This is a genomic window from Pseudomonas sp. S31, from assembly GCF_016648105.1.
In the GTDB taxonomy this organism is placed as follows: domain Bacteria; phylum Pseudomonadota; class Gammaproteobacteria; order Pseudomonadales; family Pseudomonadaceae; genus Aquipseudomonas.
In genome coordinates this window covers 16,827-27,733 of sequence record NZ_JACVVE010000060.1, presented here as the reverse complement: position 1 = coordinate 27,733, position 10,907 = coordinate 16,827, and the positions used below count along the sequence as shown (strand labels likewise).

Below are 10,907 nucleotides of genomic sequence, written 5' to 3'. Positions count from 1 at the left end.
GCCTCTTCGCGGGCAAGCCCGCTCCCACAGGGGATCGCCTACCTCTGTAGGAGCGGGTTTACCCGCGAAGAGGCCAGCACAGAAGAACGATCACTTCTTGTCCTTGGCAAACGCCGCTTCCAGCGCCTCGTTGATGGTGCGCAGCACCTTCACCCGCGCCCAGCGCTTGTCGTTGGCTTCGACCAGGGTCCACGGCGCGATCTCGGTGCTGGTGCGGTCGACCATGTCGCCCACCGCCTGGGAGTAGTCGTCCCACTTGTCGCGGTTGCGCCAGTCTTCCTCGGTGATCTTGTAGCGCTTGAACGGCGTCGCCTCGCGTTCCTCGAAGCGCTCCAGCTGGGTCTGCTGGTCGATCGCCAGCCAGAACTTGACCAGCACGCCGCCGGCGTTCACCAACTGCTCCTCGAAGTCGTTGATCTCGCCATAGGCGCGCATCCAGTCGACCGGCGCGCAAAAGCCCTCGACCCGCTCCACCAGGACCCGCCCATACCAGGAGCGGTCGAAGATGGTGAACTTGCCGCGCGGCGGCAGGTGCCGCCAGAAGCGCCACAGGTAGGGCTGGGCGCGCTCCTCCTCGGTCGGCGCGGCAATCGGCACGATGCGGTACTGGCGCGGGTCGAGCGCTGCGGCCACGCGGCGGATCGCGCTGCCCTTGCCGGCCGCGTCGTTACCCTCGAACACCGCGATCAATGCATGCCTGCGCATGTGCTTGTGGCGCAACAGGCCGGCCAGGCGGGCCTGCTCGGTCACCAGTTGCTCCTGGTAGTCGGACTTGTCCAGGCGCAGGGTCATGTCCAGGGCACCGAGCAGGCTGCGCTGGTCGATGCTGCGGCCCAGCGGCGCGATGTTGCCCTTGTGCTTGCCCTTGGGGTTGTTGGCCAGCGCCGCCTGCAGGCTTTCGAGCAGGATGCGCCCCACCGCCAGGCTGCGATAGCACGGGTCGGCGCCCTCGACCACGTGCCAGGGCGCGTAGTCGCGACTGGTGCGGCGCAGCACGCGTTCGCCGAAGCGCACGAAGCGGTCGTAGGTTTCCGATTGCTGCCAGTCCAGCGGGCTGATCCGCCAGCTGTGCAGTGGGTCGTCCTTGAGCGCCTTGAGCCGCGCCTTCATCTGTTTCTTGGACAGGTGGAACCAGAACTTGATGATCAATGCACCTTCGTCGCAGAGCATCTGCTCCAGGCGCTCGGCGCCGGTGATCGCCTGATCGAGCACGGCATCCTTGAAATGCCCATGCACCCGGCCCTGGATCATCTGGCTGTACCAGTTACCGAAGAACACCCCCATGCGCCCCTTCGGCGGCAAGGCCCGCCAGTAGCGCCAGGCCGGTGGGCGGGCCAGTTCTTCGTCGGTCTGCTGGTCGAAGGTGAGCACGTCGATCATGCGTGGGTCCATCCACTCGTTGAGCAGCTTCACCGTCTCGCCCTTGCCGGCGCCCTCGATGCCGTTGATCAGCACGATCACCGGGAAACGCGCCTGCTGCTTGAGCTCGTATTGCGCCTCGAGCAGGGCCTCGCGCAGGGCAGGCACCTCGGCTTCGAAGGTGTCCTTGTCGATGGTGTGACCGATTTCCGCAGATTCGAACATGCTGGGCTCCCTCAATGGATAACCAAGACTAGCGGATCTTGCCGGGTGCCTGTCCAGCGGCAGATGGCATAAAATCCGCTTATCCGCTGCAACCGAGCCGACCATGTCCACCTTCCTCCAGCATGCCCAGATCGACTGGGACGACCAGGGCCGCCCCCACTCTCGGCAGTACGACGACGTGTACTTCGCCAAGAACGAAGGCACCGACGAAACCCGCCACGTGTTCCTCGACCAGACCGGCCTGGCCCAGCGCTTCGCCAACCTCCCAGCGCATGCCTGCCTGGTGATCGGCGAGACCGGCTTCGGCACCGGCATGAACTTCTTCTGCGCCTGGCAGTTGTTCGCCGAACAGGCGCCGAGCGAGGCCCGCCTGCATTTCGTCAGTGTCGAGAAGTACCCACTCGAGCCCGACGACCTGGCTCGGGCCGTGCGCCTGTGGCCGGAACTGGCCGCATTCAGCGAACCGTTGCTGGCGCAGTACGTGGCGGTGCACCCAGGCTTCCAGCAGTTCACCTTCGACCACGGCCGAGTCACCCTGACCCTGCTGGTAGGCGATGTGCTGGAGCAGCTGCCGCAGCTCGACGCCTCTGTCGACGTGTGGTTCCTCGATGGTTTCGCCCCGGCCAAGAACCCGGACATGTGGACCCCCGAGCTGTTCGCCCAGTTGGCGCGGCTATCGCGCCCGGGCACCGCGCTGGGCACCTTCACCACCACCGGATGGGTGCGCCGCGGGCTGATCGAGGCGGGCTTCCGGATGAAAAAGGTGCCTGGCATCGGCAAGAAGTGGGAGGTGATGAACGGCGAGTACATCGGCCCGCCCGCACCTGCATCTATACTGGCCCCGGCTCCGCCCTGGTACGCCCGACCCGCCAGGCCCGAAGGCCCGCGCCAGGCGCTGGTGATCGGCGCAGGCCTGGCTGGCAGCGCCACGGCCGCCAGCCTGGCCACCCGCGGCTGGCAGGTGAGCGTGCTGGAGCGCCACGACGCGCCCGCCCGCGAGGCCTCGGGCAACCCCCAGGGTGTGCTGTACCTGAAGCTGTCGGCGCATGGCACGGCCTTGTCGCGGATGATCCTGTCCGGTTTCGGCTACACCCGACGCCAACTCGGGCAGCTGCAACGGGGCCGCGACTGGGATGCCTGCGGGGTGCTGCAACTGGCCTTCGACGACAAGGAGGCGGAGCGCCAGGGCAAGCTGGCGGAAGCCTTCGACAGCAGCCTGCTGCAAGCCCTGACGCGCAGCGAGGCCGAGGCGATTGCCGGAGTGGCGCTGCCCGCCGGCGGCCTGTTCTACCCCGAAGGGGGCTGGGTGCACCCGCCAGCCCTGTGCCAGGCACAGCTGCAGCACCCGAATATCCACGTGCTGCTACATCAGCAGGTGCTCGAGCTGCGCAGGGCCGCAGGCCTGTGGCAGGCCTGGGACGGCGAGCGGCTGTTGGCCAGCGCCCCCGTGGTGGTCCTGGCCGGCGCTGCCGAGGTGCGGCGCTTCGAGGCCTGCGCGCAGTTGCCGCTCAAGCGCATTCGCGGGCAGATCACCCGCCTGCCCGCCACCCCGGCCAGCCGGGCACTGCGCACGGTGGTGTGCGCCGAGGGCTACGTGGCACCGCCACGGGATGACGAGCACACCCTGGGGGCCAGTTTCGACTTTCATAATGAGGACCTGACGCCGACCGTGAACGAGCACCAGGGCAACCTGGCGCTGCTGGACGAAATCTCCCCCGACCTGGCCCAGCGCCTGGGCGGCGCGGCGCTGGACGCCGAGCACCTGCAAGGGCGCGCGGCGTTTCGTTGCACCAGCCCGGATTACCTGCCGATCGTCGGGCCGCTGGCCGACCCGGCGATGTTCGCCGAAGCCTATGCGGTGCTGAGCAAGGATGCCCGGCAAGTGCCGGATGTGGCCTGCCCTTGGCTGGACGGGTTGTACGTTAATAGTGGGCATGGCTCGCGCGGGCTGATCACTGCGCCGTTGAGTGGTGAGTTGATTGCTGCGTGGCTGTGTGGCGAGCCATTGCCGTTGCCGCGGGCGGTGGCTGAGGCTTGCCACCCGAACCGGTTCGCTTTGCGCAAGCTGATTCGCGGGAAGTGAGTGGGGGCGCCGAGGTGTAGGGCGATGTTTTTGTATGGGCATTGAGATCGAGCGCCGCCAATACATCGCCCTACACTTCCCCGCATCACCGCCGTCTTATAACAGATCGATCTAAAACTCCCACCATCCCCACAGGTCAGTTCCTTACAGCGCCCTGATTCGGGGCACGACTTCCCCAACGGAAAAACCGGTAAGGACTTATGTGCGGATTAGCTGGAGAGTTACGTTTCACCCCCATCGACCAAGCACCACGCCCAGCCGACCTGGCTGCCGTGGAGCGCATCACCCATCACCTGGCACCCCGTGGCCCCGACGCCTGGGGCTTCCATAGCCAGGGCCCGATCGCCCTCGGCCACCGCCGGCTGAAGATCATGGACCTGTCCGACGGCTCGGCGCAGCCGATGGTCGACAACACCCTCGGCCTGTCGCTGGCGTTCAACGGCGCCATCTACAACTTCCCCGAGCTGCGCCAGGAACTCCAGGACCTGGGCTACACCTTCTGGTCCGACGGCGACACCGAAGTGCTGCTCAAGGGCTACCACGCCTGGGGCGCCGCGTTGCTGCCCAAGCTCAACGGCATGTTCGCCCTGGCCATCTGGGAGCGCGACAACCAGCGCCTGTTCCTGGCCCGCGACCGCCTCGGCGTCAAGCCCCTGTACCTGTCGCGCAACGGTGAACGCCTGCGCTTCGCCTCGACCCTGCCGGCGCTGCTCAAGGGCGGCGACATCGACCCAGTGCTCGACCCGGTGGCGCTCAACCACTACCTCAACTTCCACGCCGTGGTGCCCGCGCCGCGCACCCTGCTGGCCAACATTCAGAAGCTCGAACCCGGCACCTGGATGCGCGTCGACCGCCACGGCGAAGTCGAACGCCAGACCTGGTGGCAACTGCAATACGGCCCCAACCCGGACGAACGCGAGCTCGACCTGGAAGGCTGGACCACCCGCGTGCTCGACGCCACCCGCGACGCCGTGGCGATCCGCCAGCGCGCGGCAGTGGACGTCGGTGTGCTGCTGTCCGGCGGCGTCGATTCGAGCCTGCTGGTCGGCCTGCTGCGTGACGTGGGCGTGGATGACCTGTCGACCTTCTCGATCGGCTTCGAGGACGCCGGTGGCGAACGCGGCGACGAGTTCCAGTACTCCGATCTGATCGCCAAGCACTACGGCACCCGCCACCATCAGTTGCGCATCGCCGAGCACGAGATCATCGAACAGCTGCCTGCGGCTTTCCGCGCCATGAGCGAGCCGATGGTCAGCCACGACTGCATCGCCTTCTACCTGCTGTCGCGGGAGGTGGCCAAGCACTGCAAGGGCGTGCAGAGCGGCCAGGGCGCCGACGAACTGTTCGCTGGCTACCACTGGTACCCGCAGGTCGATGGCGCCGCCGACCCCTATGCCGCCTATCGCGAAGCGTTCTTCGACCGCAGCCATGCCGAATACCGCGACACCGTGCAGGCGCCGTGGCTGCTGGAAACCGACGCCGCCGGCGACTTCGTCCGCGAGCACTTCGCCCGCCCCGGCGCGCCGGAAGCAGTGGACAAGGCACTGCGCCTGGACAGCACGGTGATGCTGGTCGACGACCCGGTCAAACGGGTCGACAACATGACCATGGCCTGGGGCCTGGAGGCGCGCACGCCGTTCCTCGACTACCGCCTGGCCGAGCTATCGGCGCGCATCCCGGGGCGCTTCAAGCTGCCCGACGGCGGCAAGCACGTGCTCAAGCAAGCGGCGCGGCGGGTGATCCCGCACGAGGTCATCGATCGCAAGAAAGGCTACTTCCCGGTGCCAGGCCTCAAGCACCTCGAAGGCGCGACCTTGGGCTGGGTACGCGACCTGCTGACCGACCCGAGCCAGGACCGTGGCCTCTTCAACCCGGCGATGATCGACCGCCTGCTGAGCAACCCGCAAGGCCAGCTCACTCCCCTGCGCGGCTCCAAGCTGTGGCAGCTGGCGGCGCTGAACCTGTGGCTCAGCGAACAAGGAATCTGACCGATGAAAGCCCATGAAATCGCTTACGGTCAGCGCCTGTTGCGCGGCCAGGCGCCGTCCTACGAGCGCCTGCAGGCACGCCTGGCCGGCGATGGCAGCGAGCCGCACGACCAGCCGCGGGCGCTGCACTGCGGCTGGGGGCGGCTGCTGATCGGCCACACTTACCCCGACCCAGCCACCCTGGCCGATGCGTTGCTGGCCGAGCAGCCCGGCGAGCGCGACATCGCCCTCTACGTGGCCGCCCCCCAGCAGCTGCTGGCCCAGGCCCCGCAGCAGCTGTTCCTCGACCCTTCAGACACCCTGCGCCTGTGGTTCACCGACTACCGCCCGGCGCAGCGGGTGTTTCGCGGCTTTCGGGTACGTCGGGCGCATACCTCGGCGGACTGGCAGGCGATCAATACCCTGTACCAGGCGCGCGGCATGCTGCCGGTCGACCCCGAGCTGCTGACCCCACGCCACCTCGGTGGCCCGGTGTACTGGCTGGCCGAGGACGAAGACAGCGACGCGGTGATCGGCAGCGTCATGGGCCTGAACCACAGCAAGGCCTTCGACGACCCCGAGCACGGCAGCAGCCTGTGGTGCCTGGCGGTGGACCCGCAGTGCACCCGCCCGGGCGTGGGCGAGGTGCTGGTGCGCCACCTGATCGAGCATTTCATGAGCCGCGGCCTGGCCTATCTCGACCTCTCGGTGCTGCACGACAACCGCCAGGCCAAGCGGCTGTATGAAAAGCTCGGCTTTCGCAACCTGCCGACCTTCGCCGTCAAACGCAAGAACGGCATCAACCAGCAGCTGTTCCTTGGCCCGGGCCCCGAGGCGGGCCTCAACCCCTATGCCCGGATCATCGTCGACGAGGCCTTGCGCCGCGGCATCGAGGTGCAGGTGGACGATGCCGTCGGTGGCCTGTTCACCCTGAGCCTGGGTGGCCGGCGCATCCGTTGCCGTGAGTCGCTCAGCGACCTGACCAGCGCCGTGACCATGACCCTGTGCCAGGACAAGCGCCTGACCCGCCAGGCCCTGCACAACGCCGGCTTGCAGGTGCCGGCCCAGCAGTTGGCGGGCAATGCCGACGACAACCTGGCGTTTCTCGACGAACACGGCTCGATCGTGGTCAAGCCGGTCGACGGTGAACAGGGCCAGGGCGTGGCGGTGGGCCTGGAAACCATCGAAGAGGTGATCCAGGCAGTGGAGCACGCACGGCAGTTCGACAGCCGCGTACTGCTCGAAAGCTTCCATGCCGGCAGCGACCTGCGCATCGTGGTGATCGGCTTCGAAGTCGTGGCTGCCGCCATCCGTCACCCGGCCCAAGTGGTCGGTGATGGCAAGCACAGCATCGGCGAGCTGATCGAGGCACAGAGCCGTCGTCGTCAGGCCGCCACCGGTGGCGAAAGCCGCATTCCGCTGGACGACGAGACCGAGCGCACCCTGCGCGCGGCCGGGCTGGGCTACGACGATGTGCTGGAGCCCGGCCGGCGCCTGGCCGTGCGGCGCACCGCCAACCTGCACACCGGTGGCACCCTGGAGGACGTCACCGAGCGCCTGCACCCGGTGCTCGCCGATGCCGCCGTGCGGGCGGCCCGCGCGCTGGAAATCCCGGTGGTAGGGCTGGACTTCATGGTGCGCGATGCCGAGCAGCCCGATTACGTGATCATCGAAGCCAACGAACGGGCGGGGCTGGCCAACCATGAGCCGCAACCGACCGCCGAACGTTTCGTCGACCTGCTGTTTCCCCATAGCAGGGCGTTGGCGTGAATTTGTGGTGGGGCGGATATCGAGCGCCGCCCGCGCGGCGCATCGCGAGCGTGCGCTCGCTCCTACGTTTGTTGCGGGCCAGTTATTCCTGGGGGATCTGCGCGCGGGCGCCTGGGTGCATGGCGCGATATCGCGTCGTACAAACCGGGTGGTCGCGCAAGCCTGTCACAGGCGTTATTGGCCGAAAACAAATGTAGGAGCGAGCGCACGCTCGCGATGCGCCGCGCGGGCGGCGCTCGATACCCGCCACGCCTCATTACCCGAGGAGTCCCCATGTCCGAACGACACCCCGAACCCGATCTCGACTACATGAAACAGGTGCTGCTGGAGATGCTCGCCATCCCCAGCCCCACCGGTTTCACCGACACCATCGTGCGCTACGTCGCCGAACGCCTGGATGAACTGGGCATCCCCTACGAGCTCACTCGCCGCGGCACCATCCGCGCCACCCTCAAGGGCCGCCAGAGCTCACCCGACCGTGCCGTCTCGGCGCACCTCGACACCATCGGCGCCAGCGTGCGCCAGGTCCAGGACAACGGCCGCCTGGCCCTGGCTGCGGTGGGCTGCTGGTCGAGCCGCTTCGCCGAAGGCAGCCGGGTCAGCGTATTCACCGACAGCGGTGTGTTCCGCGGCAGCGTGCTGCCGTTGATGGCCAGCGGGCACGCCTTCAACACCGCCATCGACCAGATGCCGATCAGCTGGGAGCATGTCGAGGTGCGCCTGGACGCCTACTGCGCCACCCGCGCCGACTGCGAGGCCCTGGGCATCGGCGTCGGTGACTTCGTCGCCTTCGACCCGCTGCCGGAGTTCACCGAAAGCGGCCATATCAGCGCCCGCCACCTGGACGACAAGGCTGGCGCCGCCGCGCTGCTGGCGGCGCTGAAGGCGGTGGTGGAAAGTGGCCAGCAGCCATTGATCGACTGCCACCCGCTGTTCACCATCACCGAGGAAACCGGCTCGGGCGCCGCCGCCGCCCTGCCCTGGGACGTCAGCGAGTTCGTCGGTATCGACATCGCGCCGGTGGCGCCTGGCCAGGCCTCCAGCGAACATGCGGTGAGCGTGGCCATGCAGGACTCCTCCGGCCCCTACGACTACCACTTGTCACGCCACCTGCTGAAACTGGCCGGCGAGCGCGAGCTGCCGGTGCGCCGCGACGTGTTCCGCTACTACTTCAGCGATGCCCATTCGGCAGTGACCGCCGGGCACGACATCCGCACCGCGCTGGTGGCGTTCGGCTGCGATGCCACCCACGGCTACGAGCGCACCCACATCGACAGCCTGGCCGCCCTCAGCCGCCTGTTGTCCGCGTACCTGCTCAGCCCGCCGGTGTTCGCCAGCGACTCGCACCCGGCCAGCACCTCGCTCGAGCGCTTCAGCCACCAGCTGGAACACGACGCGCAGATGGAAAGCGATACCCGGGTGCCAGCGGTGGACAGCCTAGTTGGAAACAAAGCCTGACGGATGCGCATAGGGTAGCGGCCGCGCAGCGGCCCAAAATATCGTAGGATTACGCCATCCCAAGAGACCTGCCCACATCCCATGCTGATCCCATACGACCAACTGCAAGCCGAAACCCTGACCCGCCTGATCGAGGATTTCGTCACCCGCGACGGCACTGACAACGGCGACGACACTCCACTGGAAACCCGCGTATTGCGGGTTCGCCAGGCATTGGCCAAAGGCCAGGCGTTCATCCTGTTCGACCTCGAGAGCCAGCAGTGTCAGTTGCTGGCCAAGCACGACGTGCCGCGCGAGTTGCTCGATTAACAGGGCCGAGGGGTAATGCCAGTCAGTTAAGCAATTTGGGGCCGCTTTGCAGCCCCAGTAAAGTCTACTGGAACCTTAACTGACTGGCATTAGGGCCGAAGCGCCGTCATGGTTTGCGCTTGTACACCTCCCCGCCCTTGATGCGCTGGTACACCTCGCTGCGGTGTACCGGCACATCACGCGGCGCGGTCACACCCAGGCGCACCACGCCATCACGCGACCCCACCACCATGACCACGATGTTGCCATCGATGATGATGCGTTCACCCACGTCTCGCCCGATTACCAGCATGCCCTGCTCCTTGAAACCAAAGGGAAAACCGGAGCCTGCACAGGGCGACTAGGCTGACTCAATACCTCCCGAACGAAAGAGAATAATCCCACGCATGTATGCGGATTAACCTACAGACGCGCCCTACAATCAACGTGCTTGAGCCTTGCCACGCATCTTCACCGCCATGTCCGCCATCTCGTCGTACAGCCGTTCCGGCGCCTGCCGTTTGAGCAGCCAGGCGTCCCGCCCGGCCTCGTGGGGCAGGATGAGGAACTCGCCCGCCGCGACCTGCTGGTAGATGTAGTCGGCGATCTGCTCGGCGCTGATCGGCGAGCCTTGCAGCAACTTGCCGACCTGGGCCTTCATCGCCGGGTTGGGGCCGCGGAAGGAGTCCAGCAGGTTGGTCTGGAAGAACGACGGGCACACTACATGCACCGCCACTTCAAGCTGGCGCAGTTCCACCAGCAGGCTCTCCGACAGGGCCAGCACCCCGGCCTTGGCCACGTTGTAGTTGCTCATGCCCGGTCCCTGCATCAGCGCGGCCATGGAGGCGATGTTGACGATACGCCCCTTGCTGCGTTCGAGCAGCGGCAGGAAGGCCTTGCAACCCTTGACCACGCCCATCAGGTTGACCGCGATCTGCCAGTCCCAGTCCTCCAGCGACAGCTCGGCGAAAAAGCCCCCCGAGGCGACACCCGCGTTGTTGACGATGACGTCGATGCCGCCGAATTTCGCCTCACAGGCCTGGGCCAGGGCGGTGAGCTGGCTGTAGTCGCGCACGTCGCAGCGCTGGGTGAAGCCGTCACCACCGGCGGCGCGGACCTGTTCCAGGGTTTCGCCCAGCCCCTGCTCGTTGACATCGGCCAGCGCCAGGCGCCAGCCCTCGCGCGCCCAGCGCAGGGCGATCTCGCGACCGAGGCCGGAACCGGCGCCGGTGATCATGATGCGGTTTTGCATGGTGGCAAGGCCTTTGTCTGGTAGGGATGGCTTGAGTCTAAACAAGGGTCGGGCGGTGCACAGGATTCATCAAGGGAGTGAATGGGGGCACATGCGTGGGTGGTCTGTGCGGGCCTCTTCGCGGCTGAAGCCGCTCCTACAGGGGATCGCCTACCGCGTGCAGGAGCGGCTTCAGCCGCGAAGAGGCCCGCACGAGCGACCACACCCAATGGAATCTTTCCCACCCCCCACCAGTCGGAATTAACAAGAGGCCAGCGATACCAGGCCCTTGACCCTCAACCACGCAAGGATTTCGTCATGACCACGATTCTCATCATCATCCTGATCCTGCTGTTGATTGGTGGCTTACCGGTCTTCCCGCACTCGCGCAGCTGGGGCTACGGCCCGTCCGGCATCGTCGGCGTGGTGCTGGTGATACTGCTGGTGTTGTTGTTGCTCGGCATGATATGAACCCGGCTCGAGCTGGCGCTCCAGGCGCTGCAGCGTTTCGCGCAGCGCCTGGACA

9 protein-coding genes are annotated in these 10,907 nt (G+C 66.7%); 6 read left to right on the top strand and 3 right to left on the bottom strand.

What is annotated here, in order from left to right; all coding sequences use genetic code 11:
• Nucleotides 1–90: 90 nt before the first annotated feature.
• Nucleotides 91–1,584, bottom strand: a complete 1,494-nt coding sequence (gene pap, locus IAE37_RS27030; protein ID WP_201178512.1) for a polyphosphate:AMP phosphotransferase — start codon at nucleotides 1,582–1,584, stop codon at nucleotides 91–93.
• Between the two features lie 103 nt (nucleotides 1,585–1,687).
• Between pap and mnmC the strand changes: the two genes are divergently transcribed.
• The 5 genes from mnmC (at nucleotide 1,688) to IAE37_RS27005 (ending at nucleotide 9,171) form a co-directional block, all read left to right on the top strand.
• Nucleotides 1,688–3,667 carry a bifunctional tRNA (5-methylaminomethyl-2-thiouridine)(34)-methyltransferase MnmD/FAD-dependent 5-carboxymethylaminomethyl-2-thiouridine(34) oxidoreductase MnmC gene (gene mnmC, locus IAE37_RS27025; RefSeq protein ID WP_201178511.1) on the top strand — a complete coding sequence of 660 codons (1,980 nt, stop codon included), beginning with the start codon at nucleotides 1,688–1,690 and terminating at the stop codon, nucleotides 3,665–3,667.
• 200 nt (nucleotides 3,668–3,867) lie between these two features.
• The gene (locus tag IAE37_RS27020) at nucleotides 3,868–5,655 is read left to right on the top strand and encodes an N-acetylglutaminylglutamine amidotransferase (RefSeq protein ID WP_201178510.1); all 1,788 of its coding nucleotides are present in this window, start codon (nucleotides 3,868–3,870) and stop codon (nucleotides 5,653–5,655) included.
• Between the two features lie 3 nt (nucleotides 5,656–5,658).
• The gene (gene ngg / locus IAE37_RS27015) at nucleotides 5,659–7,404 is read left to right on the top strand and encodes an N-acetylglutaminylglutamine synthetase (RefSeq protein WP_201178509.1); all 1,746 of its coding nucleotides are present in this window, start codon (nucleotides 5,659–5,661) and stop codon (nucleotides 7,402–7,404) included.
• A gap of 273 nt (nucleotides 7,405–7,677) precedes the next feature.
• The gene (locus tag IAE37_RS27010) at nucleotides 7,678–8,862 is read left to right on the top strand and encodes an osmoprotectant NAGGN system M42 family peptidase (RefSeq protein ID WP_201178508.1); all 1,185 of its coding nucleotides are present in this window, start codon (nucleotides 7,678–7,680) and stop codon (nucleotides 8,860–8,862) included.
• 81 nt (nucleotides 8,863–8,943) lie between these two features.
• Entirely contained in the window at nucleotides 8,944–9,171 is a 228-nt protein-coding gene (locus IAE37_RS27005) for a YheU family protein (protein WP_003252629.1), read from the top strand.
• 106 nt (nucleotides 9,172–9,277) lie between these two features.
• On the opposite strand, the gene IAE37_RS27000 is transcribed toward IAE37_RS27005, so the two are convergent.
• Both IAE37_RS27000 and IAE37_RS26995 read right to left on the bottom strand, forming a co-directional pair.
• Nucleotides 9,278–9,463, bottom strand: a complete 186-nt coding sequence (locus IAE37_RS27000; RefSeq protein WP_201178507.1) for a carbon storage regulator — start codon at nucleotides 9,461–9,463, stop codon at nucleotides 9,278–9,280.
• A 129-nt stretch (nucleotides 9,464–9,592) separates the two neighbouring features.
• The gene (locus IAE37_RS26995; RefSeq protein ID WP_201178506.1) at nucleotides 9,593–10,402 is read right to left on the bottom strand and encodes an SDR family oxidoreductase; all 810 of its coding nucleotides are present in this window, start codon (nucleotides 10,400–10,402) and stop codon (nucleotides 9,593–9,595) included.
• Nucleotides 10,403–10,699: 297 nt separating this feature from the next.
• Between IAE37_RS26995 and IAE37_RS26990 the strand changes: the two genes are divergently transcribed.
• The gene (locus IAE37_RS26990; RefSeq protein WP_012271016.1) at nucleotides 10,700–10,852 is read left to right on the top strand and encodes a DUF3309 family protein; all 153 of its coding nucleotides are present in this window, start codon (nucleotides 10,700–10,702) and stop codon (nucleotides 10,850–10,852) included.
• The last annotated feature ends 55 nt before the right edge of the window (nucleotides 10,853–10,907 follow it).

Coding starts and splice junctions, on each gene's coding strand:
- IAE37_RS27010 (WP_201178508.1), top strand. CDS start 7,678: ATGTCCGAACGACACCCCGAACCCGATCTCGACTACATGAAACAGGTG.
- ngg (WP_201178509.1), top strand. CDS start 5,659: ATGAAAGCCCATGAAATCGCTTACGGTCAGCGCCTGTTGCGCGGCCAG.
- IAE37_RS26990 (WP_012271016.1), top strand. CDS start 10,700: ATGACCACGATTCTCATCATCATCCTGATCCTGCTGTTGATTGGTGGC.
- mnmC (WP_201178511.1), top strand. CDS start 1,688: ATGTCCACCTTCCTCCAGCATGCCCAGATCGACTGGGACGACCAGGGC.
- IAE37_RS27000 (WP_201178507.1), bottom strand. CDS start 9,463: ATGCTGGTAATCGGGCGAGACGTGGGTGAACGCATCATCATCGATGGC.
- IAE37_RS26995 (WP_201178506.1), bottom strand. CDS start 10,402: ATGCAAAACCGCATCATGATCACCGGCGCCGGTTCCGGCCTCGGTCGC.
- IAE37_RS27020 (WP_201178510.1), top strand. CDS start 3,868: ATGTGCGGATTAGCTGGAGAGTTACGTTTCACCCCCATCGACCAAGCA.
- IAE37_RS27005 (WP_003252629.1), top strand. CDS start 8,944: ATGCTGATCCCATACGACCAACTGCAAGCCGAAACCCTGACCCGCCTG.
- pap (WP_201178512.1), bottom strand. CDS start 1,584: ATGTTCGAATCTGCGGAAATCGGTCACACCATCGACAAGGACACCTTC.